This is a genomic window from Neisseria sp. 74A18 (assembly GCF_001308005.1).
GTDB lineage: Bacteria > Pseudomonadota > Gammaproteobacteria > Burkholderiales > Neisseriaceae > Neisseria > Neisseria dumasiana.
Map to the genome: position 1 here is coordinate 112247 of NZ_LGZA01000002.1, position 23141 is coordinate 135387.

Genomic DNA, 23141 nt, shown 5'->3' on the forward strand with positions numbered 1-23141 from the left:
AGCGTTTTTTATCAGACGGCATACCTGCCTTAAAGCGGTTTATCTTGAAATACGGTACAATGCGCGTTTATTTTTGACTGAATAAAGGCGGCCTGAACAAATGGCATCTTTAGAAACTTGGATCGGCCTGCGTTACCTGCGGGCAAAAAAACGTAACGGATTCATGTCGTTTATCAGCTTTATCTCGATTGTGGGTATTGCGATTGGCGTGATTGCCTTGATTACGGTTGTGTCTGTGATGAACGGCTTTCAAAAAGATATTAGAGGAAAACTTTTAGAAGTGGCTCCTCATGCCGAAATCGGCTATTACGAGACGAGTAGTGGTGAAACGTGGGAGAATCTGCGCGATTTTGTGAAAGACCGCAAAGGAGTGCTGGCTAGCGCACCTTATGTGGCGGATCAAGCTTTACTGGCAAATGCAGGCGAAGTGCGCGGTGTGCAGATTCGCGGCATTATTCCTTCGGAAGAAAAAAACGTAGTCGATTACGGCAAAGATATGCCGGTGGGCAGTTTTGATGATCTGAGGCCGGGAGAGTTCGATATTATTCTGGGAGAAGGCTTGGCGGACGCATTAGGTGCGGAGAAAGGCGGCAAAGTAACTGTAATCACACCCGAAGGCAATGTTACTCCTGCCGGTGTGGTGCCCCGTCTTAAGCAGTTCAATGTGGTGGGGGTTGTGAGAACCGGTGTATATGAACTCGACAATTCGTTGGCGATGACACATCTTAAAGATGCTCAAATCTTATATCGTTTGACCGACGGCATGGCAGGTTTGAGATTGAAGTTGGCGGAACCACAAAATGCTCCCAATTTTATTGAGAATTTGGTTCCGGTTGCACAAAAAGACAAAGTATGGGTACGCGATTGGACTTTTACCAACCGCAGCTATTTTGAAGCTGTAAAATTTGAAAAAATCATGATTTTCGTGATTATGTTTTTTATCAGTTTAGTGGCAGCAATCAATTTGATTTCTACGTTGGTAATGACAGTAACCGAAAAACAGTCGGCGATTGCAATTTTGCGAACGCAAGGTATGGCACCTTCGAGCATTATGAAAATATTTTTCGTACAAGGTGCACTTTTAGGTGTAATTGGCACGACCATCGGCCTGATTTTAGGATTGTTACTTGCTTTCAATATCGGTGTGGTAGGACAGTGGATCGAGCAGTTGGTGGGTAAAAAGTTGATACCTTCGTCTATTTATTTCATAGATTATTTACCTTCCCACGTAATATGGTCGGACGTTATCATAATCGTTTCTATATCACTTTTACTTTCATTGCTGGCCACATTGTATCCAAGTTGGTGGGCATCGAAAACCCAACCGGCGGAGGCGTTGCGTTATGAATAATATTGTATTGAGTTGTCAGAAGGTCAGTAAAAGTTATCAAGACGGTGTGTTAAATGTGGAGGTGCTCAACAACCTAAATTTTCAGGTTAACGAAGGCCAGAGTGTGAGCATTATCGGTGCCTCGGGCAGCGGTAAATCTACCTTGCTGCACATTCTCGGCGGTTTGGATATGCCCACTTCGGGCAGCGTTCATTTGATGGGACATGATTTGAGCAAGTTGAACCAAAAACAGCTTGGCGATTTACGCAATCAGTATTTGGGTTTCGTTTATCAGTTTCATCATCTGCTGCCCGAATTTTCGGCATTGGAAAACGTGATGATGCCGCTGCTGATCGGCAAAAAACCGAAAGCCGAAGCCGAGGCGCAGGCGGCGGCGATGTTGGAAAAAGTAGGTCTGAAACAGCGTATGCTGCACCGCCCGAGCGAACTGTCCGGCGGCGAACGCCAGCGTGCGGCGATTGCCCGTGCTTTGGTAACGCGTCCGAAATGCCTGTTGGCCGACGAGCCGACTGGTAATCTCGATCGCAAAAACGCTCAAAATGTGCTGGATATGATGTTGGATTTGAAAAACGAATTGCGCACGAGTTTGATTGTGGTTACTCATGACGACGAGTTAGCTGCCCGCTTCGACCGCGTGATGAGCATGACCGACGGTGATTTGTCGGATAAGTAAATTTCGGTGCTAAAAACCAAAAAGGCCGTCTGAAAACTTATTTTTCAGACGGCCTCAAATTTTATCCGTACTCTGTATATAGTCAATCAGCTTATTTTTTGCGGCTTGCTGCCTCGTGTTAAAGCCGAGTTGATTGACTATATAAACCTTAAACGGGATTCGCCCCGCGATTTCAAAGGTCTCAACTTAAGCGTTTTTCAGCCCTAAAACGTCTTGCATGTCGTATAGGCCGTTGCTGCGTTTGCCCAACCATACGGCAGCACGCACGGCTCCTGCGGCAAATGTCATGCGGCTTGAGGCTTTGTGCGTGATCTCTACGCGCTCGCCGTCGGTGGCGAACAAGGCGGTATGGTCGCCGACAATATCGCCGCCGCGCACGGTGGCAAAGCCGATGGTGTTAGGATCGCGCGCGCCGGTGTGTCCTTCGCGGCCGTAAACGGCGCATTCTTTCAGGTTACGGCCGAGCGCATCGGCAATCACTTCGCCCATGCGCAATGCGGTGCCGCTGGGGGCATCGACTTTATGGCGGTGGTGGGCTTCGATGATTTCGATGTCGTAGCCTTCGTTTAACACGCGGGCTACGGTGTCGAGAATATGGAAAGTGAGGTTAACGCCGACGCTGTAATTGGCGGCGAATACGATGCCGGTTTTTTCAGAGGCCGTCTGAATGGCGGCTTTGCCTGCGTCGTCAAAACCGGTGGTGCCGATAATCATGTTTACACCTGCTGCCGCGCATTTTTCGATATAGACCAAGCTTGGTTCGGGGCGGGTAAAGTCGATTAAGATGTCGCTGGCAGCCAGCACTTCGTCGATATTGTCGGTAATGCTGATGCCGGTTTTCAGACCGACGGCGTAACCGGCGTCCAAGCCCAATGCGGGTGAGCCGGAATGTTCTAATGCACCGCTCAATACGGTTTCGGGATGTTGGTTGACGGCTTCAACCAATACGCGGCCCATGCGGCCGTCTGCGCCGGCAATGGCAATCTTCAATGAAGTCATGTATGCAGTCCTTGTCGGCGGTTATTTGCTTTCCGGTTGTTGGGCTTGCTGTTGGATCACGCCTTCGGCCTGAAGCTGCTGAATAGCGTATTCGATGGCGTTGCCTTCGGCGCGTGCCAGACGGTCGTTATCGAAATACAGGGTGAGCGTGCGCTGCTCTTGGATCACGCCGTTGCGCGAGGTGCTGAATGTGTAGTCCCAGCGGTCATTATGGAAAGGATCGCGCAGAAGCGGCGTGCCCAACATTAATTGAACTTGGTCGCGGCTCATGCCCGGCTGCAGCGAGGCGACGGCGCGGGCGTCAAGCTGGTTGCCTTGTATGATTTTCAGTTTGTAGGAGGGAAAATGCGATACGCGTTCGGCGGAACACGCACCCAAGCCCAGCAGGGCGGCAATGGCGAGACATAAGGTTTTATTCACAGGTTTACCTTTCGTTGACAAGTCGTAGCAGGTTTTAGGTGTCGGTATGCCTGAAAGGTTCAGGCAATTGGAAACCTTTATCATCTTATAGTGGGCAAAGCCGCTAAAAGTGCGTATTATAACGGCAATTAGACCACAACGGTATGAGAGCATTATGGAAAACAATTTCAGCAATATTGCCCAATTGAAAGACAACGGCTTAAAAGTAACCGGCCCGCGTCTGAAAATCTTGGATTTATTTGAAACTCACGCTGAAGAACATTTGAGCGCGGAAGACGTTTACCGCATTTTGTTGGACGAAGGCATCGAAATCGGCGTTGCCACCATTTACCGTGTATTAACCCAGTTTGAGCAGGCAGGTATTCTGCTGCGCCACCATTTTGAAACCGGTAAAGCGGTTTACGAGCTGAACAAGGGAGACCATCACGACCACATCGTGTGCGTGAAGTGCGGCAAAGTAACCGAGTTCCACAACGAAGAAATCGAAAACCTGCAAGAAAAAATTGCCGAAGAAAACGGCTATAAAGTGGTTGACCACGCACTTTATATGTATGGCGTATGCGGAGACTGCCAGCAAAAACGCAAGCGTTGAGACAAGGTTCCGCACAATGATTCAGACGGCCCGGTAAACCTGAGGCCGTCTGAAATTTTATAAGGCCGTCTGAAGCATGGATATTCCTTTTTTAGACCATTACGGCACAGCATTTCCCGATGTGGCCGAAGCCGTGGCGGAGCGCGACGGCTTGGTGGCCATAGGCGGCGATTTAAGCCCCGAAAGGCTGCTGGCGGCTTACCGGCAAGGGATTTTCCCGTGGTTTTCAGACGGCCAGCCGGTATGTTGGTGGGCTTTGTCGCCGCGTACCGTGCTGTATCCCGAAAAGATCCATATCGGCCGTTCGTTGCAGAAAACCCTGCGCAACAAAGCGTATGCCGTAACCGCCAACCAATGCTTTTCCGCTGTGATTCAAGCCTGTGCGCATGTACCCAGAGCGGGGCAGGACGGCACATGGATTACCGGCAGCATGCAGCAGGCGTATATCCGTTTGCATGAAATGGGGCATGCCCATTCGTTTGAATGCTGGTATCCCGATGAATCAGGCCGTCTGAAACTAGCGGGCGGCTTGTACGGCGTACAAATCGGAAAGGTATTTTTCGGCGAATCCATGTTTGCCGTTCGGCCCGATGCTTCCAAAATCGCTTTTGCCCGTGCCGTGGCTTATTTAGCGCAATGCGGTATCGAGTTGATCGATTGCCAGCAGAATACGCACCATCTGGCGCGTTTTGGTTCCGAACAGATGGCATTTGAAGATTTTCAGACGGCCTTGAAACGGCTTACGGAAATGCCTTTGGACAACAGCATAGCCAAGCACTTACTGGCAGATAATGCAGAAAGTGCTTAACAAGCAACGAACATTTCGAGCAGACTTTACCGTTTGCACCCAGTATCATTATCCGGTTTTACAGTTATATAATGCCGTCTGAAAAAGGCGTTAACTGATTTTCAGACGGCCTTCATTTCTACTTAACCAACTCAGGACAGAATCATGTCATTACAAAACATCATCGAAACCGCTTTTGAAAACCGTGCCGACATCACACCGGCTACCGTAACGGCCGAAGTAAAATCCGCCGTTGAAGAAACCTTGAAACAACTGGATGCAGGTACTTTGCGCGTTGCCGAGAAAAAAGACGGCAAATGGGTCGTGAACGAGTGGGCGAAGAAGGCCGTTTTGTTGTCGTTCCGCATTCAAGACAACGAAGTGCAAAACGACGGCGTGAACAAATATTTCGACAAAGTGCCGACCAAGTTTGCCGACTGGAGCGAAGAAGAATTTAAAGCCGGCGGTTTCCGTGCCGTGCCGGGCGCCGTTGCCCGCCGTGGCAGTTTCGTAGCGAAAAACGTGGTGCTGATGCCTTCTTATGTGAACATCGGTGCGTATGTAGACGAAGGCACGATGGTGGACACTTGGGCGACCGTAGGCTCGTGCGCACAAATCGGTAAAAACGTGCATTTGAGCGGCGGCGTGGGTATCGGCGGCGTATTGGAACCGTTGCAGGCCAGCCCGACCATTATTGAAGACAACTGCTTTATCGGCGCGCGTTCCGAAATCGTTGAAGGCGTGATTGTAGAAGAAGGCAGCGTGATTTCGATGGGCGTGTATATCGGCCAATCCACCAAAATTTACGACCGCGAAACCGGCGAAATCCACTACGGTCGCGTGCCTGCCGGTTCGGTGGTGGTATCGGGCAGCCTGCCGAGCAAAGACGGCAGCCACAGCCTGTATTGCGCGGTAATCGTGAAGAAAGTGGACGCACAAACCCGTGCCAAAACCAGCGTAAACGAACTGTTGCGCGGCGTATAAGTCTTGCAATTAAACTAACGTCCGCTTTTTGAGAAGGCCGTCTGAACAGGTTAATTCAGACGGCCTTTGCCGCAGGGCGGGCGGCGCGGCAAAAAAAATGAATAGCCTGTTTATTTTTATTTGAGTTATCAAATGCTTGCGGGGCTGGATTTCATGCCGGGAATTCTATATATTTAAACCGAAATAGTGACCGTTTGTAATTCATTGTTGGATTATCTATATAAACCTGATTATAATGCGAGCCATGAAAAAACATATCCCATTCCTCGTTACTTTGGTTGCACTGGCGGGTTGTGAGACGATTTATCTTCCGACCCTGAAAGAAGTGCCTGTCAGACCCACCAACGTTAAAACCGAGCCGCCGAAGCCGACTGTTCGCGCTCCGTATCGCTTGGCCGAAACCCATTGGGCGGACGTTTCTAAAATCAGAGACGAAGCAACCCGTTTGAGCTATCAGGTGAGCGAAGGCAAAATCACCAAGGTTCAAGCTGCGCAATATCTCAACAGATTCCGCATCCAGCAGGTAGGCCGCAATTCGGTGGACGACAGCATGTATGAAGTGTATCTGCGCTCTGCCGTAGACAGCCAACGCGGTGCGATTACAACCGAGCAATCGAAGCTGTATATTCAAAATGCGTTGAGAGGTTGGCACCAACGTTGGCCGAATATGAAAAACAAGCCTTCCAATCCGGCGTTTACCAACTTCCTGATGGAAGTCATGGCGATGCGTCCTTTGCAGTAACGATGATGTAGCAAACTTGCCGGAAATGTTTGATTGATTTGTTAAAATCTACCGGTATTCGCACATATAAAAACTGCCGTCTGAATAAGTTTTCAGACGGCAGTTTTTATATGGAAATCAACCGAAGAGTTTTTCGGTAGCCCGGCGTGCTCTGTCGCGGATTTCGTCAGTAAGATGGCTTTTCATTTGAGTGTAAACCAATGCGATCACGGCGATGTCGTCGGTAAAGCCGAGCGGGCCCAGCAGGTCGGGAATGCTGTCGATGGGGCTGAAAAAATACACCAACGCGCCGAGAATAATGATTTTGGTGCGGCTGGGTGTTTTGGGATCTTTAAACAGATAATACAGGCTGTATAGCTGCCTGATGGCCGGTGCGCCCAGTTTGCCGGCTACGCGGCCTACTTTTCGCAGAAAGCCCGGTTCGTCTAATTTTCTTCTGCGGAATTTGGGGATAAATTCTTCAGGAGAAGGTCTGTTCATGGTGCTCGTCCTTTTGATGTGCGGCATTATTGCCAGATATTTCAAAGATTTGGTAGCACTTAATATAGTGCGCTTTTTTACCATTGCAAGATAGGGCGGGGGCAACAGGCAGAATTTTTACCGTAATTTGCTTTTATTCGGGGCGGTTCATTAAGATAAGGCCGTCTGAAACATCTTGGCTCCGCCAACCGCACTTTAACCCGGCACAAGAGCAAATATGTTTCAGACGGCCGTTACGGCGTTGAACCGGCTTATGGCTGGATAACGCTTTTTTTCACGCATTCGGCTTCGAGCGATAATTCTGCTACGGTTGTGTCGAATTCGGCCAGATATTGTTCCAGCAGATACGGGCGCAACAGGCTGAGGGTACGGCGGATGCCGCGCACTTTGGAATCTTCGGTCAGCTTGGCGCGGCCGCGCAGCGAGCCGTCGAAGTCGAACCAGTATTTGGTCACCATCCACATATTCAGGGCCAGATCGTTCATGGCGGTTTCGTCGGCTTTGATGATGCCCAAACCGTTCAGGCGGGTGAGAAGGTTGACCAACAGCGGCGACACTTTTGCCTGTGTGAAGTTGTTGTGTTCGCCCAAAAGCTCGGCACTTCGTGCCAACAGGGTGTTGACGTCGCTGAACAGAAAGCGGTAGCGCCACATAACATCATAAATACCCGACATATAGCTGACGGCATCGCATACGCCTGCGGGCAGTTCGGCGTTGTGCAGATAATTGAGCAGGTCTTCGCTGTATCGTTTGAATAATTGGACGATGATTTCGTCTTTATTGCGGAAATGGTAATAAAGGTTGCCGGGGCTGATGCCCAGATGGGCGGCGATATGGTTGGTGCTGATGTTGCGCTCGCCTTCTTCGTTAAACAGCACCAGAGCCGCTTCGACGATTCTGGTGTAGGTGTTGGTTTTTACTTCTTTTGCCACATTGTTACTCCTTGGGGCGGACTGCTTGCGCCCGTTTTATCCGGTGCTTGTCGGGTTGGTGATTATAGCCGTGAAAACAGATTTTTAATATAAGGCGGCAACGCCGTAGTAAGAATCCAGTTTATTGGCTATATGCAAGGGCTTTGCACTAAATGTTTGCGGGTAGTGTGTTTGTGTTATGACAGCGAAAAAGAGGCCGGCAGCCAGTTGGGTTCGGCGTGCAGTGCTACACCGAAGGTTTGTTGAACGGTTCGGCAAATATGCCGTGCCAACCGATGCACATCTTGGGCGGACGCATGGTGTTTGTTGACCAGCACCAAAGCCTGTTTGTCGTGCACCGCCGCGCCGCCTATGCCGTAACCTTTCAGACGGCATTGATCGATCAGCCAACCGGCAGCCAGTTTAACCGTGCCGTCGGCTTGCGGATAATGCGGCATGTTTGGATATAGTGCCAGCAGCCGGTGTGCGGTTTCGTGATCGACAATCGGGTTTTTGAAGAAACTGCCGACATTGCCCAGCACTTTGGGGTCGGGCAGTTTGCTTGCACGGATGCGGCATACGGCTTGGCAGACGTCTTTTGCGGTGGCTTCGCGGCCGGCGCATTCTTCGGCCAGCACGGCGGCCAAATCGCCGTAGCGGGCGTTGGCGGTGAAGTGTTCTTTTAAGCCAAATACAACCGAAACAATCACATAGCGGCCTTTGCCCTGCTGTTTGAACAGGCTTTCGCGGTAGGAAAAGCAGCAGTCGGCATTGCTTAATTCGACAAAGCTTAGGGTGTTTAAATCAAAGCAGCGCACGCTGTGGATGATGTCTTTCACTTCCACGCCGTAAGCGCCGATGTTCTGTACCGGCGATGCGCCTACCGTGCCGGGAATCAGACTGAGGTTTTCCAAGCCGCACAAGCCCATGTCCAGCGTTTTCAACACAAAGTCGTGCCACACTTCGCCTGCTTGCGCTTCGATATAAACGAGGCCGTCTGAACGGGATAGCTCGCGTATGCCTTTATTTTGCATGTGGACGACCAAGCCGTCGTAGTCCTGCATCAGCAGGATATTGCTGCCGCCGCCCAGCCACAGCACGGTATTGCGGTCGAATGCGGGCAGCTTCACCAATTCGGGCAGATCGTTTTCGTTTTCCAGCATCGCAAAATCGCGGGCCGCGGCTTTGAGGCCGAATGTGTTGAACGGCGTTAAATCCACATCATGCAATAGCTGCATCACAACATCCTTTTTCTTGCCGCCATGGTGCGGCTGCATATTTCCAAATACCAAACCAGCAATACGGCCGCCACCGTGAGCGAAATAACCAGTGCCGTCCAAAAGCCGTAAATGCCCATGTCGGCAGAATAAGCCAACAAATAACCCGGCACGAGACCGAAGCCCCAAAAAGCCACGGCATGAATCAGCATCGGTATTTTGGTTACTTTATAGCCGCGCAGCGCGTAAGAGGCGACGCATTGGGTGGCATCGGCAAGCTGGAACACCGCGGCAAACAGCAGCACGGCCGCCGCAATCGTCAGCACGCCGGTGTCGTCGGTGTACATGCCGGCCAGCGGATAGCGGAAAAACACCAACAATAACGCCGTTGCCACCGCCAACACCAAACCGAGAATCAGCGATACGCCCGAAATATAACGCGCGCGCTTGTATTCGCCGCGCCCTATGGTGTAGCCCACCCGCACCGTGCCCGCCGAACCGACGCTTTGCGGAATCATATAAATCACACTGGTCAGGCTGATTACCACCTGCTGCGCCGCAACATAATCTTCGCCTTGCCGCGCGACCAGAAACACGATACACGAAAACAGGCTCACTTCGAGAAAAAACGACAAACCGATGGGTGCGCCGAGCTTCCAAATTTGTTTGAACACTTTCATATCGGGCTTGCTGAACCGCTCGGTGAGCTTGAACTGCCTGAAGTATTTCTGCTTCACCACATACAGCCACAGCGCGGCGGCATTAAACCAAAACACCAAAGTAGTGGCCACGCCGCACCCCGCGCCGCCCAGCTCGGGCATACCGAATTTGCCGTAAACAAACGCATAATTGAGCGGCACGTTCAGGAAAAACGCCAGAAAGCTTACAATCATGATCACACGCGGGCGGTTCAGGCTCGAAGCATAGGCATGCAGGGCGCGGTGTATCATCGCCGCAGGCATGGCCAAGCCGGTAAACAGCATATATTGCGCCATCATGCTTTCGACGTTTTCACTCAAATCCAGCAGCTTCTGAAAAGGAAAAACCGCCAGCCACATCAACAACATACCTATCACGCCCAACATCAGGCCGAACCAGATGCTTTGCCGCCCCGTTTCGCCCACTTCGTCGTACTTGCCCGCGCCGTAAAGCTGGGCGATCATCGGGTTCAGCGCCGTCATCACACCGAGGAAAGTGATATATACCATCACAAACGCGCTGCTGCCGAGGGCGACGGCGGCCAAATCGTCTTTACCCGCGCCGCCTGCCATAACCGTATCCACAAAACCCACACCCACTTGCGCCACTTGGGCAAACAGCATCGGCAGGGCAAGCAGCACGAGTTTTTTGCCTTCCTTGTGGAAAACGGGGAAGGAATAACGGTTTAGGTCGAAAAGCATAAGGATTCCAAAGTTTCAGACGGCCTCGCAGTCGATGCAGGCCGTCTGAAAAAATATGATGGGGTAAATACAGATTCGGATGCAGAAAACCTGTTTGAAATACAGGGCTTCCATTCACCGCTCGACAGACAGACAAAACCTGCTGCAAAACGGCGGATATTGTACCAAAAAACCGCCGGCTCAGACAGGCGGGCAGCTGCCGGCCGATTTGACAGGCCGTCTGAAACCATACACACTCTGCCGCTTTGCAACCCGCCGCAGCCATGATGAACTGGAACGACCACCTGCAAGCCGCGCTTGACCGCCAAACGGCCAAACAAGCCTACCGCCGCCGCACCGCCCGCCGCGCCGACACTGCGCCGCCGTATCTCGAAAGCGGCGGCAAACGCTATTTAAACTTCGCCGGCAACGATTATCTCGGCTTGAGCCGCGACCCTGCCGTTATCGCCGCATGGCAGCAGGCTTTGGCGCAATACGGCACCGGCAGCGGCGGCTCGCCTTTGGTTAGCGGCCACACCGACGCGCACGAAACGTTGGAAAACCATTTGGCCGATTGGCTGGGCTACGAACGCGCCATTCTGTTCCCCAGCGGTTACGCCGCCAACCAAGCCGTGCTGCTCGGCTTGTTGGGCAAAGACGACGTGCTGCTGGCCGACAAACTCTGCCATGCCTCGATGCAGGAAGCCGCCGCCCTCGGCCCCGCGCAGTTTAAGCGGTTCGCCCATCGGCAATACGATGTTTTGGAAAAGCAACTGATTGAACATGCAGCAAAAAGAATCTTGGTGGCCAGCGAAGGCGTGTTCAGCATGGACGGCGACACCGCCGACTTAGGCCGTCTGAAAAGCCTGTGCGAACGATACGGCGCGTGGCTGCTGCTCGACGACGCGCACGGCATCGGCGTGCTGGGCGGCGAAGGGCGCGGCAGTGCGGCAGCCGCAGGCGTGCAGCCCGACATATTGATCGTTACCTTCGGCAAAGCGGCCGGGCTGATGGGTGCGGCGGTATTGTGCAGCCGCACCGTAGCCGAATACCTTACCCAATTCGCCCGCCACCTGATTTACAGCACCGCCTTTCCGCCCGCCCAAGCCGCCGCGCTGTCTGTTGCTTTGGAGCGCGTTCGTGCCGCCGACGGTTTGCGTGAAAAACTGCGTGGCAATATCCGCTTTTTTCAGACGGCCTTATCCGAATGCGGACTGCGGGAACGCCTGATGCCGTCTGAAACCGCTATCCAGCCCTTTTTATGCGGCAGCAACGAAGCGGCCTTATCCGCATCTGCTACCCTGCGCGAGCACGGCCTGTATGTGCCCGCCATCCGCCCGCCCACCGTACCCGTCGGGCAGGCGCGGCTGCGGATTACCCTCACCGCCGCCCATGAACCGACGCATATCGAAACATTAATCAAAGGCTTGCAAGATGCCGTCTGAAAACCCGTCCAAACACCACATTGCCCGCGCATTCAGCCAAGCCGCCGAAAGTTACGACGCATCGGCAGCCATCCAGCAACAGGCCGGGCTGCGTTTGCTGCAACTCTTGGAAAGCCGTTTTTCAGACGGCCTCAACCGCAAAACCGTTGCCGACATCGGCGCGGGCAGCGGCTGGGTCAGCGAAAAAATACGCAGTCGTGGCGCAAACGTGCTTGCCCTCGATTTGGCCGAAGGCATGTTGCAACACATCGCCCGCCTCCGCCGCGCCGACTGCTGCCTGCTCGCCGATGCCGAATCGCTGCCGTTGGCGGACGGCAGCATGGATGCCTGCTTCAGCAGCCTCGCCCTGCAATGGTGCGACCTCGAACGCGCCGCCGCCGAAATGCGGCGCGTGATCCGCACCGGCGGTTATGCGGCAGTGGCTACCGTTAGCGCAGGCAGCCTGCAACAGCTCGAACAGGCATGGCGGGCCGCCGACGAAAGCGCGCACGTCAACCGCTTTCTCACCGAAACCGACATTCAGACGGCCTTCCGCTGTTTTCAAAACATTCGCATACACACCGAAAGCTACACCCAATATTTCCCCTCTCTCAAAGCCCTGTTACACAGCCTGAAAAACATCGGTGCCAACCATGTGATACATCGTAAAAACAAAGGTTTAACCGGTAAAAACCGCTGGCAGCGTTTTCAGACGGCCTATGAAAACCGGCGCAACGCTCAAGGCATGCTGCCGCTCGATTACCGCATCACTTATGTTGTGGCTTGGTAGGGCGGCTGAATAAAAGAAGGTCTCAGGCCGTCTGAATACATTTTCAGACGGCCTGCGTATAGGTAGGGCGGGTGTTGCTGCCCGCCGTTATGCCTCGTGTTCTCTATAGTCAATCCACTTAAGTTTAATAACAAAACCGTCATACTCGGGCTTGACCCGAGTATCTCCTAAAATTTGCTGAAACTGAAGATACCCGGGTTAAGCCAGAGTATGACGTATGTGCTATTTATAAATCGATTAACTATAAATATTTTGATTGACAGGATGCTTTATGCACCGGCGCGTTCAGACGGCCTCACTTATCCAAGCCTTCCTGCACCATCTGTGCCGCCCGCAATACCGCGCGGGCTTTGTTTTGGGTTTCCTGCCATTCGGCTTCTTCGTCGGAATCGGCCACGATGCCGCCGCCGCTCTGCACATACAGGGTTTCGTCTTTAATCACAGCGGTGCGGATGGCGATGGCTAAGTCCATATCGTTGTTGAAGCTCCAGCAGCCGACCGCGCCGCCGTAGATGCAGCGTTTGTTGGGTTCGAGTTCTTCGATGATTTCGAGCGCGCGTACTTTCGGCGCGCCCGACAGCGTGCCAGCGGGAAAGGTGGCGGCGAGTATCTGCATGTTGTCGATATTGTTTTTCAGACGGCCTTCTACGTTGGAAACGATGTGCATCACATGCGAATAGCGTTCGATAACCATTTTGTCGGTTACTTTCACTTCGCCGGTTCGGCTGACGCGGCCGACGTCGTTGCGGCCCAAGTCAATCAGCATTACATGTTCGGCGATTTCTTTGGCATCGCCCAGCAAATCTTGTTCGTTGGCCAAATCTTCGGCGGGGTTTTTTCCGCGCAGACGGGTGCCGGCGATGGGGCGCACGATGATGTTGTCGCGTTCGCGGCGCACAAGGATTTCGGGCGACGAGCCGACAACGTGGAAATCGCCGAAGTCGTAGTAAAACATATATGGCGAGGGGTTGAGCGTGCGCAGGGCGCGGTAGAGGCTGAGCGGGTTGTCGGTAAACTTCTGCTTCATGCGCTGGCTGGGTACGACTTGCATGCAGTCGCCGTCGAGAATGTATTGGCGGATTTTGCGCACATATTCTTTGTAGCGCGCTTCGCCGGTTTCGTGTTCCGGTTCGGTTTTGGGGCTGCCGAGGGAAAGAGGAATGGCGCAGCTTTGACGCAGGCGGGTGCGCAGGTCTTCCAGCCGTTCGCGGGCTTGTTCGTAGCCGTTGGCTTGGGCGGGGTCGGCATAAACGATCAGGTGGATTTTGCCGCTGAGGTTGTCGACAACGGCCAGTTCTTCGGAAAGCATCAGCAGAATATCGGGCGTGCCGATGGTGTCGGGCTTGCCGCTGTTTTGGAAGCGGTGGGCGAAATGCTCGAAGTGGTAGATGGTTTCGTAGCCGAAGTAGCCGACCAAGCCGCCGGTAAAGCGGGGCAGACCGGGGATTTCGGGCGTTTTGAAACGCTCGTGAAACTGTTCGATGAAATGCAGCGGGTTGCCTTCGTATTGCTCGGTGATTTCGCCGTTTTGGTAAACGTCCACTTTTTTGCCGGATGCTTTGAGGTAGGTGCGGCAGGGCAGGCCGATAAAGGAATAACGCCCGAAGCGTTCGCCGCCGACCACGGATTCGAGCAGGTAGGTGTAGGGTCGGTTGGCGAGCTTGAGATAAAGGGAAAGCGGAGTATCGAGGTCGGCCAGCAGCTCTTGAACCAGCGGAATGCGGTTGTAACCTGCGGCGGCTTGGGCTTGGTATTCTTGTTTGGTAATCATGTTTTCAGACGGCCTGAGGCGGGTTGGGAAATGACGCTGAGTATAGCAGTTTTATAAGGCCGGTTGATAGCGCAAAGGCCGTCTGAACAGGTTTTGGCGCAAGCCGCAAAGCCTGTTTCGGCGCAACGCCCAAGTTCGCTTTCAGACGGCTTTTACGCTATTATCGCCGTTTTGTTTTCGGAATTTGTTATGAATACGGCTGTTTCTCCGCAATCCGAATTTTGGCGCGGGGCTAAAGACTGTTTGCCCGTGATTATCGGTATGCTGCCGTTCGCTTTGATTTTAGGCGTACAGGGCGGGCAGAAAGGCATGAGCGTGCTGGAAATGTCGATGATGACGGGGCTGAATTTCGCCGGCGGCTCTGAGTTTGCGGCGGTGGGGCTGTGGGCGGATCCGCTGCCGGTGCTGCTGATTATCACGGTAACGTTTATGATCAACACCCGCCATATTTTGATGGGCGCGGCCTTAACGCCGTATCTGAAAGATGTGCCGATGAAAAAAGCGCTGCCTGCTTTGTTTTTTATGACTGACGAGAGCTGGGCTTTGAGTATGGCCGATATCCACCGGCGCAAGCAGCTGGGCTTGCCTGCGTTTAGCCTGCCATATTATATGGGCACGGCGTTGACGCTTTATGTGGTGTGGGTGGCGGTAACGGGTATGGGCGCGGCTGCGGGGCCGGTGTTTGGCGATGTGGCGGCTTGGGGCTTCGGCATGGCGTTTCCCGCCGTGTTTTTGGTGTTGTTACGCGGCTTGTGGAAAGGGTTTAAGGCTGCTTTGCCGTGGTTGGTGAGTTTGGTGGTGGCCGTATCGGTTTATCTCGGCATTGACGGTGCGTGGTATGTGCCTGCCGGAGCTTTGGCGGGTTTGCTGGTTGCTTATTGGGGAGGGTGCGGCAAATGATTTCGTGGGCATCGTTTACTGTGGTGATGGGTATGTTGGCGGCAACTTATTCGACCCGTTTAATCGGTTTTTTTATGCTGCGCAACCGCACGCTAAGCCCGCGTGCAGCCGCAGTGATGGATGCGGCGCCGGGGTGTGTGTTGATTTCGGTAATTGCACCGTATTTTGCTTCAGGCAAACCGCATGAACTGGTGGCTTTGGCCATTACGATATTGGCGGCAAGCCGTTGGGGGATGCTGCCTACGGTGTTGATTGCCGTTGCTTCTGCGGCGATATTGGGGCGTTGGATGAATTAGGCGCTTTGCCTGTTGTGTGGGATAGGATATGGGAGGAGTAGGCTGTGCATTGGTTTTTCTTATCGCTGGCGATTGTAAGCGAGGTGTTCGGTTCTTCCATGCTCAAGCTTAGTGAGGGCTTTACCAAACCGTGGCCTACCGCGGCGATGGCGGTGGCTTTTGTAGGCTCGTTTTATTTCTTGTCGCTGTCTTTAAAAAGTATTCCGTTAGGGACGGCATACGCAGTATGGGCAGGCGTGGGGCTGGTGCTGACGTGCTTGGTGAGCATGGTGTTTTTCGGGCAGAAAGCAGATATTGCGGGGATTGTAGGCATCGGGTTTATTTTGGCGGGCGTGGTGATTTTGAATACTTTGTCGGGCATGGTTCGGCATTGAATATCATTAAAATATGTGGCCGGTAACTGATGAGGCCGTCTGAAAAGTTTTCAGACGGCCTCAAGTATGATTAATCCGTTTATTCGTCGCTAACTTTGCGTGCTTCGTAGCCTAGAAAGTTTTCTCGTACTTTGACGGTGATGATGTCGTTGATCGCTCCGCTGTTGTTTTGCGGGCACACTGAAACTCGAACACCGGTTTGCAAAGTAAGTATCCATGGATCGCATCCTCTGCGGCGGCTACCAAAGTCGGTAATTTCTGCTTGCATGGTATGTTCTTCTACAAACATTAGGCTTGCCCAAAGCATAATATTCAGAGTGAAAAATAGGCAAGCGAAGATATAGAACCATGTTTTGGTTATGCCTTGCAGTAGATACCAACATTTAGGCAAAAACTTGGTTGGAGGCTTAAGTTTTTTTCTGTTTGATAAAAATACGGGCAAAAAGGCAATGGTGCTTGTGATGACGACCAGCCATTTGAAAAGACCTTTTCTTAATTGAATCGGTTGCCAAGAAATCTACACCATAAGGAATAATGCTAAGAGGATGGCACCTATCTCTAACCAATGCTTATGCTGTTTTATATATCGTTTGATTTTCACTCTTCACTATTCCTGCACACCTCCACCGCTTCCTGCAAACTGCTCACGCCGAAAATCTGTAAGCCGGGGAATTCTTTCGGGTTGCGCGGCAGATTGGCTTTAGGCACGACGGCGCGTTTGAAGCCGAGTTTTTCCGCTTCTTTCAAGCGTTCCTGCCCGCGTGCCACGGGGCGGACTTCGCCGCTCAAGCCGATTTCGCCAAAGGCCACCATTTTTTCGGGCAGCGGGCGGTTGCGGAAGCTGGAGAGCATGGCAAGGATAATGGCAAGGTCGGCAGCGGGTTCGTTGATTTTTACGCCGCCTACGGCGTTCAGGAATACGTCTTGGTCGAAGCAGGCGATACCGGCATGGCGGTTTAAGACGGCCAACAGCATGGCGAGGCGGTTTTGTTCGAGACCGACGGTAAGGCGTTTGGGCGTAAAGCCGTGCGCGTCGTCAACCAATGCCTGAATTTCTACCAACAGCGGGCGGCTGCCTTCTTGAGTGACCAATACGCATGAGCCGGGCACGTCGTCGCGGTAGCTGGCGAGAAAAATCGCCGAAGGGTTGGACACGCCTTTCAAACCGTGTTCGGTCATGGCGAACACGCCCAGCTCGTTGGCCGCACCGAAACGGTTTTTGATGGCGCGTATCATGCGGTAGTTGGAATGCTGGTCGCCCTCGAAATAGAGCACGGTATCGACCATGTGTTCGAGCACGCGCGGGCCGGCGATGGCGCCGTCTTTGGTAACGTGGCCGACCAAAATCATGGCAATACCCATCTGCTTGGCCATGCGGGTAAGCTGGGCGGCACACTCGCGCACTTGCGATACCGAGCCGGGCGCGGAAGTGATTTGATCGGAATACATGGTTTGAATCGAATCAATCACCACCACGGCGGGTTCGTGCTGTTTTAAGGCCGTCTGAATGGCTTCCATGCGGATTTCCGCCAGCAGGTTCACGCCTTCGCTTTGCAAGCCCAAGCGTTGCGCGCGCAAGGCGACTTGTTGGGCGGATTCCTCACCCGATACATACAGCACTTTGCGGCTTTTCGCCATCATCGCCACGGTTTGCAAAAGCAGCGTCGATTTGCCGATGCCGGGGTCGCCGCCGAGCAGAATCACCGCGCCGTTTACCAAACCGCCGCCCAACACGCGGTCGAGTTCGCTCATGCCGGTCGGCTCGCGCGGCACTTCGGTGGCCGTTACTTTGGAAAGATCCTGCACCTGTGCCGTATCTGCCGCCCACGATTGGAAGCGCACGTTTTTCGGCTCGGGCGCGGCAAGGCTTTCCTGCAAGGTGTTCCACTCGCCGCAATGCGGGCATTTGCCCTGCCATTTGGGGGTGGTGCCGCCGCATTCGCTGCATTGGTAAACGGTTTTCGGTGCTTTTGCCATGAAGGTTCCTGATGATGGGAAAGGCTGTATTGTAACGCCTTAGTCAATCCATTTAAATTTTACTACGGCGTTGCTTCGCCTTAGCTCAAAGAAAACGATGGTGCAAGCTGCTAAAGCGGCCACAGAATCGGTTCCATAGTACCTATGCCGTCTGAAGCTTGCTGCCTTATATTAAAAATAAGCTGATTGAATATTATCGGGCATAAATTAAGGCCCGGAACAAACGGCAACGACATGCCTAAGGTAACAATAAATGTAACATTAGTTACCAATGTAACATTGAGGCGGCAAAAATGTCCGCACATCATTCTTTTGATATTGCAGGATTATTGATTTGTTATTATTCCAATCGAGTATATTAAAACGGGATTTTATGAACATGAAACTCACAAACACCCGCTTGGCAGCAGCCGTGATCATGCTCGGTTTGGCTTTTAACGCCGCTGCGGAGCTTCCCTCAGATTTTCAAGAGCGCATCAAAATGGCCGAACGCGGCGACAAACAGGCGCAATACGAATTGGCATTGGCTTATGAAACCGGCGACGGCGTGGAAAGCGATTTGGAAAAAGCCGTCAAAATGTACCGTCGGGCGGCCAAGCAGGGGCATGCAGACGCACAAGCCAATTTAGGTGCCATGTATCAGGAAGGCCGCGGTGTGAAAGTTAATATGAAAACGGCTTTGTCTTGGTATAAGAAAGCCGCCGCCCAAGGCAGCACACAGGCACAAAACAATTTGGGCCGTCTGTATTTTTACGGTTACGGGGTAGGGCAAGACTACCGTCAGGCATTCGATTGGTTCAAACAGGCGGCAGACCGCGGTGAAAATACCGCGCAAAAAAATCTGGCCTATATGTATGCCCACGGCACCGGTGTGGAAAAAGACATGAAACAGGCCGCCGTGTGGTATGAAAAAGCCGCCAATCAAGGTTTGGTAGAAGCGCAGGCGGAGATTGGCTTTATGTATGATTCCGGCGAAGGTGTTGAGGCCGATCCGGGCAAAGCCGCATTGTGGTACACGCAGGCTGCCGACCAAGGCAATACCGTAGCCCAATACAATTTAGGCAACATGTATCTTACCGGCCGAGGCGTGGTGAAGAACATCGATAAAGCTTATGCGCTGCTGAACCAAGCCTGTAAAGGCGGAGACGAAGACGCCTGCAAATTCATGCGCGACCAACAAACCCCTTAACCCATCTTCCGCTCTTTGCAGCAGGCGGCAGATTGACAGAAATCTCTCTTATACTTGGCAATCTTCTCAAGATTGCCGGGTATTTTTTTATCTGCCGTATATGTAGCAGGCAAAGTCTCAGGCTGTAAGATTGCTGCGCCGAAGAGTATAATAGATCAATTCATTATCCAATTCGACACAGAAAACACATACCATGCACACTTTAGACGTAACCGGATTGAAATGCCCGCTGCCGATTTTACGCGCCAAAAAAGCTTTGGCGCAGATGCAGGCCGATGAAGTATTGACCGTATTGGCGACCGACCATGGCGCACCTGATGATTTTGCCGCCTTTTGTCGCCAAACAGGGCATGTATTGCTCGAATCTTCCGAGGCAGACGGCGTGTTTAAGCTGGTTATGCGCCACAAGTGAGGCCGTCTGAAATGTTGAAAAGCATGTTTTTCCTGCTGCCCGCTACGCTGTTTACCGCTTCATGCGGGGGAAACATTCCGCAAGAGCAGTTGGAAAACCACGCTGCCCAAGCAGTCGGACTGTTTGAAGAAGTGTGTGTCGGCAGCAACGGCCGCCCGCAGGAGGTTGCGGCCTGGGCGGCGCAAAAACAACTGCCCATGCTTGATGAGGCGACGGTGAAAAATCTGCCTTTGGGCATGATGGAATTGGATGCGCAGGCAGTATGGAAAGTCGAGAAAGACGGTGCAACTTTTTATATCAGCACCGCACCCGGCTCGTGCAGCGTCAAAACGCCTCGTGCCGACCATCAAGCCGCCCGCCGACGCTTTGTTGCTTTGGCAGAAAAAGGCAGAGCGGGCGCAACCGCAATGCTCAGAGCCGACAACGGCGTATCTTCGCCGTTTCCGTTCAACCAGCTGGTGTACGGCTGGCACAATAGCGTCGCAGGCGAAGAAATATTGTTAACGGCCAACACATCGCCTTCCGAGCATGTGCCGGCGCAGCTTGCCCTTTACCTCACACGCCAGCCGTTGGGTATAAAGGTAATCGGCAGCCAATAAGCAGACATCGGCCCAGCGGATTCAAATTTGAAGTGCAACTTTTCACAACAGAAAAAGGCCGGTATGCGGTAGCATACGGCCTTTCCTGCAAGAAAGATTGCATATGAGCGACACACAACTGATCCAAGACGAACTGCCCACAAGGGCAGCAATACAGTGCCGAAAAAGCCCAACAGCAAAGCCGGTAGACCAAACAACGTAAGCGAAAACCCTATAAGCTCCATTCGCAGCTGACCCAACACATCGCTACCCTCATCCGCCGCAAACTCAGCCCAGAGCAAGTGTGCGCCTATTTGCACAAACACCACCAAATCACACTCCGTCACAGCACCGTCTATAACCTGCGCGACGACAGAAGCAACGGCGGCACTTTGCGGCAGCACCTCAGAATATGCAGCAAATCCTACCGTAAACGCTACGGCAGCACATGGAGCAGAGGCAAAGTACCCGACCGCACAGGCATTGAAAACCGACCCGCCATCGTCGGCAAAGATCAGAAAAGCGCGTTATTGACACTGGTCGAACGGGTTACCCGCCACACCCGAATAGCCAAAGCATTGGCGGCTGAAACCTATTTCTGCCGTCCTTACCGTTCTTGGGAAAAGGCGCTGAATGAAAACACCAACGGACTCATCCGCCAATACTTCCCCAAACAAACGGATTTCCGCAACATTAGTGAGCGGGAAATACGCAGGGTTCAGGATGAGCTGAACCACCGGCCAAGAAAAACACTTGGCTATGAAACGCCAAGTGTTTTATTCTTGAATCTGTTCCAACCACTACTGCCTGAGTGTTGCATTTGAAATTCGAATCTAAGGCCGTCTTAAGAGCGGTTTGATTCGGGCGGATATTATTTTTTACCCGCTTCGATTTGAATGTTCAAAGAAACGTGCTTGGTGATGCCTGCATCCAGCAGATAATTCATGCCCCATTTGGTGCGGTCGATGGTGGCGGTGAAATCGCCGCCGCAAACTTGGGTTTTTAAAATCGGGCTGTCGTAGCAGTTGAATTTTTGGGCTTTGAGCTTAACCGGATGGGTTTTGCCCAACATAGTCAGCTTGCCGTCAACCGACAGCAGTTTTCTACCGTTGAAGTTGAATTTGGTCGAGGTAAAGCGGATTTCGGGGTATTTGGCCGCATTGAACAAGTCGGCCGATTTCAGGTGGTTGGTAAACTCTTGGCTGCCGGATTGAATCGAATCGACGGGAATGCTCAAATCTATCGAACCGGTGCGTTTGGCGGGGTCGAATTCCAACGTGCCGCTTAAATTATAAAAACCGCCCACGTTGGTGCTGGTTTTAAAGTGGTCGATGCCGAAACGGGCATTGGTGTGATGACCGTCGATTTTATAAGTTGCCGCACCGACAGTTGCGGCCAATGCGCTCAAACATAATGCAGAAATGATTTTTTTCATAATATTGCTCCGGTTTTTTATTGTGAAATCACACAGTCACAAGACAAGGCGCAGGCAGCCTGTGCCGCAGACGTTTGCGTTATTTTGCTTATGTGCGTTGTAAGGAAATTCCATTGTAACCAAATCCGGGCATGAAGCAAACCTGACGGCTTTGAATAAGCTCCGGCAAATGCGGCTTCGGCCGCACACGTTGACCATGCTGCCGGGGCGGCGGGCAGCTTATGGCACAAAAGGATTGCTGCGGCCAAGTTTGCCGCCGATAAAGTCGATAAAGCTGCGCACTTTCGCACTCAGAAATTGGCGGTCGGCATAAGCTGCATAAAGCGGATGGCTGGGCATAGAATAATCGGGCAGCAGCCTAACCAGCCTGCCTTTGGCCAAATCTTCGCAAATCAGGCAGTCCGGCCCGTAACCGATGCCGCAGCCGGCCAGAATCATTTGGTAAACCATCACGCTGTTGTTGCTGGTGAATACCGGTTTTTTCAGATGAAGTTCTTCGTTTTTGCCGCTTTCAAGGTGTTGCAAAGTGCGCACGCGCATATCGACGTAACCCGGCAATACGGCAGGGCAGGCGGCAACTTGTTCTAAAGTTTCGGGCATGCCGCAACGCTCGACAAATTCTGCAGAAGCACACAGCAGCATGTTTACCGTGCCGATTTTGCGGGCAATCAGTGAGGGTGCGGGTTCGTCTGACGCGCGCAAGGCAAGGTCGAAGCCGTCGCCCACCAAATCTTTGTGGCGGTTGTCTAATACCACTTCCAGCGTAATATCGGGATACTGTTCGCAATATTCGGTTAACCATTGTGCGAATTGCGATGATGCAAACCATACCGGTGCCGTGAGCCGCAACAAGCCCTGAGCCTGTTCCACGCCTGAAGCCGCCTTTTGCGCCGCCTGCTCCAGCGTGTCCAGAGCATAAGCACATTGGCGGTAATATTCTGCGCCCGCTTCGGTCAGGCTTAAACTGCGGGTGTTGCGCAGCAGCAGTTTCGCTCCGATGCTGCTTTCCAAATGGCGCACATGTTTGCTGACCATCGCGGGCGATAAATCCATGCGTTCCGCTGCTTTGGTGAAGCTGCCGTTTTCAATCACTTGGCGGAAAACTTTCATGCTTAAAAAAGTATCCAAAACTGTTCCTTAAGGTAAAGCGGGTAGGGTGGCGATTATACAGGATTACACCGGCGGGAAACCTTCGCAAAGCGCCCGTCTGCGGCGCAAGATAATCAAAGCTCTCAGGCCGTCTGAAAAGATGTGTCTGTACGCTTTCAAAAATAGTACATCCGTGATGCTCGGGCTTGACCGGGTTAGCGCCTGAATTTGCTGAAAATAAGGATACTCGCTCAAGCCCGAGTATGACGGTTTTGTTATTAAACTTAAGTTGATTAACCATATAACCAAAGATATTTAATTAACAACTAATCGTTCTTTTGCTTGCATTTCTATTTTGCCTAAAGTGTCAG

At 52.4% G+C, this 23141-nt stretch carries 25 protein-coding genes and 1 pseudogene; 15 read left to right on the forward strand and 11 right to left on the reverse strand.

Annotated elements, in window-relative coordinates:
* The first annotated feature begins 100 nt into the window (after nt 1-100).
* Together AKG43_RS01415 and lolD are read left to right on the forward strand one after the other, a co-directional pair.
* Nucleotides 101-1351: a lipoprotein-releasing ABC transporter permease subunit gene (locus tag AKG43_RS01415; RefSeq protein WP_054598790.1), complete on the forward strand. Its 1251-nt coding sequence runs from the start codon at nt 101-103 to the stop codon at nt 1349-1351.
* Nucleotides 1344-2024 carry a lipoprotein-releasing ABC transporter ATP-binding protein LolD gene (gene lolD / locus AKG43_RS01420; RefSeq protein WP_054598791.1) on the forward strand — a complete coding sequence of 227 codons (681 nt, stop codon included), beginning with the start codon at nt 1344-1346 and terminating at the stop codon, nt 2022-2024. Before AKG43_RS01415 ends, lolD begins: the two co-directional genes overlap by 8 nt.
* A gap of 186 nt (nt 2025-2210) precedes the next feature.
* On the opposite strand, the gene dapB is transcribed toward lolD, so the two are convergent.
* Nucleotides 2211-3023, reverse strand: a complete 813-nt coding sequence (gene dapB / locus AKG43_RS01425) for a 4-hydroxy-tetrahydrodipicolinate reductase (RefSeq protein ID WP_054598792.1) — start codon at nt 3021-3023, stop codon at nt 2211-2213.
* 21 nt (nt 3024-3044) lie between these two features.
* Nucleotides 3045-3443 carry an outer membrane protein assembly factor BamE gene (locus AKG43_RS01430; protein ID WP_054598793.1) on the reverse strand — a complete coding sequence of 133 codons (399 nt, stop codon included), beginning with the start codon at nt 3441-3443 and terminating at the stop codon, nt 3045-3047.
* A 154-nt stretch (nt 3444-3597) separates the two neighbouring features.
* On the opposite strand from AKG43_RS01430, the gene fur reads away from it, so the two are divergent.
* The 4 genes from fur to AKG43_RS01450 all read left to right on the forward strand — a co-directional run bounded on the left by fur (nt 3598) and on the right by AKG43_RS01450 (nt 6548).
* Nucleotides 3598-4035 carry a ferric iron uptake transcriptional regulator gene (fur, locus tag AKG43_RS01435; RefSeq protein ID WP_054598794.1) on the forward strand — a complete coding sequence of 146 codons (438 nt, stop codon included), beginning with the start codon at nt 3598-3600 and terminating at the stop codon, nt 4033-4035.
* A 76-nt stretch (nt 4036-4111) separates the two neighbouring features.
* Entirely contained in the window at nt 4112-4843 is a 732-nt protein-coding gene (gene aat, locus AKG43_RS01440; RefSeq protein WP_054598795.1) for a leucyl/phenylalanyl-tRNA--protein transferase, read from the forward strand.
* A gap of 144 nt (nt 4844-4987) precedes the next feature.
* Complete coding sequence (gene dapD, locus AKG43_RS01445; RefSeq protein WP_054598796.1) at nt 4988-5806, forward strand: 2,3,4,5-tetrahydropyridine-2,6-dicarboxylate N-succinyltransferase; 819 nt, start codon at nt 4988-4990, stop codon at nt 5804-5806.
* A 244-nt stretch (nt 5807-6050) separates the two neighbouring features.
* Nucleotides 6051-6548 (forward strand): prokaryotic membrane lipolipid attachment site family protein, encoded by a 498-nt coding sequence (locus AKG43_RS01450; RefSeq protein ID WP_082402932.1) that lies wholly within the window; start codon nt 6051-6053, stop codon nt 6546-6548.
* 117 nt (nt 6549-6665) lie between these two features.
* Here the strand turns inward: AKG43_RS01450 and AKG43_RS01455 are convergent, their stop codons facing one another.
* From AKG43_RS01455 to AKG43_RS01470, 4 genes are all read right to left on the reverse strand, one after another.
* The gene (locus AKG43_RS01455; RefSeq protein ID WP_054598798.1) at nt 6666-7028 is read right to left on the reverse strand and encodes a YkvA family protein; all 363 of its coding nucleotides are present in this window, start codon (nt 7026-7028) and stop codon (nt 6666-6668) included.
* A 251-nt stretch (nt 7029-7279) separates the two neighbouring features.
* The gene (locus tag AKG43_RS01460; protein WP_054598799.1) at nt 7280-7960 is read right to left on the reverse strand and encodes a TetR/AcrR family transcriptional regulator; all 681 of its coding nucleotides are present in this window, start codon (nt 7958-7960) and stop codon (nt 7280-7282) included.
* Between the two features lie 176 nt (nt 7961-8136).
* On the reverse strand, nt 8137-9180 hold the full coding sequence (gene murB, locus AKG43_RS01465; protein WP_369799555.1) for a UDP-N-acetylmuramate dehydrogenase: 1044 nt from the start codon (nt 9178-9180) through the stop codon (nt 8137-8139).
* The gene (locus AKG43_RS01470; RefSeq protein WP_054598801.1) at nt 9177-10556 is read right to left on the reverse strand and encodes an MATE family efflux transporter; all 1380 of its coding nucleotides are present in this window, start codon (nt 10554-10556) and stop codon (nt 9177-9179) included. The genes murB and AKG43_RS01470 overlap by 4 nt, the downstream gene beginning before the upstream one ends.
* A 263-nt stretch (nt 10557-10819) precedes the next feature.
* On the opposite strand from AKG43_RS01470, the gene bioF reads away from it, so the two are divergent.
* Together bioF and bioC are read left to right on the forward strand one after the other, a co-directional pair.
* A complete protein-coding gene (bioF, locus tag AKG43_RS01475) occupies nt 10820-11980 on the forward strand; it encodes an 8-amino-7-oxononanoate synthase (RefSeq protein ID WP_231718082.1) in 1161 nt (386 codons plus the stop codon).
* Nucleotides 11970-12749, forward strand: a complete 780-nt coding sequence (gene bioC / locus AKG43_RS01480; protein ID WP_054598802.1) for a malonyl-ACP O-methyltransferase BioC — start codon at nt 11970-11972, stop codon at nt 12747-12749. Before bioF ends, bioC begins: the two co-directional genes overlap by 11 nt.
* Nucleotides 12750-13044: 295 nt before the next feature.
* Here bioC and trpE read toward each other — a convergent pair whose 3' ends face one another.
* Nucleotides 13045-14520 (reverse strand): anthranilate synthase component I, encoded by a 1476-nt coding sequence (trpE, locus tag AKG43_RS01485; protein ID WP_054598803.1) that lies wholly within the window; start codon nt 14518-14520, stop codon nt 13045-13047.
* 189 nt (nt 14521-14709) lie between these two features.
* Here trpE and AKG43_RS01490 point away from each other — a divergent pair, with 189 nt between their 5' ends.
* Genes AKG43_RS01490 through AKG43_RS01500 form a run of 3 tightly spaced genes read left to right on the forward strand, consistent with a single transcriptional unit; the run spans nt 14710 to nt 16090 of the window.
* Entirely contained in the window at nt 14710-15420 is a 711-nt protein-coding gene (locus tag AKG43_RS01490) for an AzlC family ABC transporter permease (RefSeq protein WP_054598852.1), read from the forward strand.
* Nucleotides 15417-15716, forward strand: coding sequence for an AzlD family protein (locus AKG43_RS01495; RefSeq protein ID WP_197273101.1), 300 nt, complete (start codon nt 15417-15419; stop codon nt 15714-15716). The genes AKG43_RS01490 and AKG43_RS01495 overlap by 4 nt, the downstream gene beginning before the upstream one ends.
* A 44-nt stretch (nt 15717-15760) precedes the next feature.
* Nucleotides 15761-16090, forward strand: a complete 330-nt coding sequence (locus tag AKG43_RS01500) for a multidrug efflux SMR transporter (protein ID WP_082402933.1) — start codon at nt 15761-15763, stop codon at nt 16088-16090.
* A 79-nt stretch (nt 16091-16169) separates the two neighbouring features.
* Here the strand turns inward: AKG43_RS01500 and AKG43_RS01505 are convergent, their stop codons facing one another.
* Both AKG43_RS01505 and radA read right to left on the reverse strand, forming a co-directional pair.
* Nucleotides 16170-16379 (reverse strand): hypothetical protein, encoded by a 210-nt coding sequence (locus AKG43_RS01505; RefSeq protein WP_054598805.1) that lies wholly within the window; start codon nt 16377-16379, stop codon nt 16170-16172.
* Between the two features lie 308 nt (nt 16380-16687).
* Complete coding sequence (gene radA, locus AKG43_RS01510) at nt 16688-18067, reverse strand: DNA repair protein RadA (RefSeq protein WP_054598806.1); 1380 nt, start codon at nt 18065-18067, stop codon at nt 16688-16690.
* Nucleotides 18068-18446: 379 nt separating this feature from the next.
* Between radA and AKG43_RS01515 the strand changes: the two genes are divergently transcribed.
* From AKG43_RS01515 to AKG43_RS01530, 4 genes and pseudogenes are all read left to right on the forward strand, one after another.
* A complete protein-coding gene (locus AKG43_RS01515; protein WP_172392917.1) occupies nt 18447-19256 on the forward strand; it encodes a tetratricopeptide repeat protein in 810 nt (269 codons plus the stop codon).
* A 193-nt stretch (nt 19257-19449) separates the two neighbouring features.
* Nucleotides 19450-19668 carry a sulfurtransferase TusA family protein gene (locus AKG43_RS01520; RefSeq protein ID WP_054598808.1) on the forward strand — a complete coding sequence of 73 codons (219 nt, stop codon included), beginning with the start codon at nt 19450-19452 and terminating at the stop codon, nt 19666-19668.
* An 11-nt stretch (nt 19669-19679) separates the two neighbouring features.
* Nucleotides 19680-20267: a hypothetical protein gene (locus AKG43_RS01525; protein WP_054598809.1), complete on the forward strand. Its 588-nt coding sequence runs from the start codon at nt 19680-19682 to the stop codon at nt 20265-20267.
* A gap of 140 nt (nt 20268-20407) precedes the next feature.
* Nucleotides 20408-21070 (forward strand): annotated as a pseudogene (locus AKG43_RS01530) (IS30 family transposase); the annotation flags it as partial.
* Nucleotides 21071-21117: 47 nt separating this feature from the next.
* On the opposite strand, the gene AKG43_RS01535 reads toward AKG43_RS01530, so the two are convergent.
* On the reverse strand, nt 21118-21681 hold the full coding sequence (locus tag AKG43_RS01535) for a YceI family protein (RefSeq protein WP_054598810.1): 564 nt from the start codon (nt 21679-21681) through the stop codon (nt 21118-21120).
* A gap of 219 nt (nt 21682-21900) precedes the next feature.
* The gene (locus AKG43_RS01540; protein WP_054598811.1) at nt 21901-22809 is read right to left on the reverse strand and encodes a LysR family transcriptional regulator; all 909 of its coding nucleotides are present in this window, start codon (nt 22807-22809) and stop codon (nt 21901-21903) included.
* Nucleotides 22810-23141 lie beyond the last annotated feature (332 nt).

Excerpts from the sequence above, each read along its gene's own strand:
- AKG43_RS01415 (WP_054598790.1), top strand. The coding sequence starts at position 101 with ATGGCATCTTTAGAAACTTGGATCGGCCTGCGTTACCTGCGGGCAAAA.
- lolD (WP_054598791.1), top strand. The coding sequence starts at position 1,344 with ATGAATAATATTGTATTGAGTTGTCAGAAGGTCAGTAAAAGTTATCAA.
- dapB (WP_054598792.1), bottom strand. The coding sequence starts at position 3,023 with ATGACTTCATTGAAGATTGCCATTGCCGGCGCAGACGGCCGCATGGGC.
- fur (WP_054598794.1), top strand. The coding sequence starts at position 3,598 with ATGGAAAACAATTTCAGCAATATTGCCCAATTGAAAGACAACGGCTTA.
- aat (WP_054598795.1), top strand. The coding sequence starts at position 4,112 with ATGGATATTCCTTTTTTAGACCATTACGGCACAGCATTTCCCGATGTG.
- dapD (WP_054598796.1), top strand. The coding sequence starts at position 4,988 with ATGTCATTACAAAACATCATCGAAACCGCTTTTGAAAACCGTGCCGAC.
- AKG43_RS01450 (WP_082402932.1), top strand. The coding sequence starts at position 6,051 with ATGAAAAAACATATCCCATTCCTCGTTACTTTGGTTGCACTGGCGGGT.
- AKG43_RS01455 (WP_054598798.1), bottom strand. The coding sequence starts at position 7,028 with ATGAACAGACCTTCTCCTGAAGAATTTATCCCCAAATTCCGCAGAAGA.
- AKG43_RS01470 (WP_054598801.1), bottom strand. The coding sequence starts at position 10,556 with ATGCTTTTCGACCTAAACCGTTATTCCTTCCCCGTTTTCCACAAGGAA.
- bioF (WP_231718082.1), top strand. The coding sequence starts at position 10,820 with ATGATGAACTGGAACGACCACCTGCAAGCCGCGCTTGACCGCCAAACG.
- bioC (WP_054598802.1), top strand. The coding sequence starts at position 11,970 with ATGCCGTCTGAAAACCCGTCCAAACACCACATTGCCCGCGCATTCAGC.
- trpE (WP_054598803.1), bottom strand. The coding sequence starts at position 14,520 with ATGATTACCAAACAAGAATACCAAGCCCAAGCCGCCGCAGGTTACAAC.
- AKG43_RS01490 (WP_054598852.1), top strand. The coding sequence starts at position 14,710 with ATGAATACGGCTGTTTCTCCGCAATCCGAATTTTGGCGCGGGGCTAAA.
- AKG43_RS01495 (WP_197273101.1), top strand. The coding sequence starts at position 15,417 with ATGATTTCGTGGGCATCGTTTACTGTGGTGATGGGTATGTTGGCGGCA.
- AKG43_RS01505 (WP_054598805.1), bottom strand. The coding sequence starts at position 16,379 with ATGTTTGTAGAAGAACATACCATGCAAGCAGAAATTACCGACTTTGGT.
- radA (WP_054598806.1), bottom strand. The coding sequence starts at position 18,067 with ATGGCAAAAGCACCGAAAACCGTTTACCAATGCAGCGAATGCGGCGGC.
- AKG43_RS01515 (WP_172392917.1), top strand. The coding sequence starts at position 18,447 with ATGAAACTCACAAACACCCGCTTGGCAGCAGCCGTGATCATGCTCGGT.
- AKG43_RS01520 (WP_054598808.1), top strand. The coding sequence starts at position 19,450 with ATGCACACTTTAGACGTAACCGGATTGAAATGCCCGCTGCCGATTTTA.
- AKG43_RS01525 (WP_054598809.1), top strand. The coding sequence starts at position 19,680 with ATGTTGAAAAGCATGTTTTTCCTGCTGCCCGCTACGCTGTTTACCGCT.
- AKG43_RS01535 (WP_054598810.1), bottom strand. The coding sequence starts at position 21,681 with ATGAAAAAAATCATTTCTGCATTATGTTTGAGCGCATTGGCCGCAACT.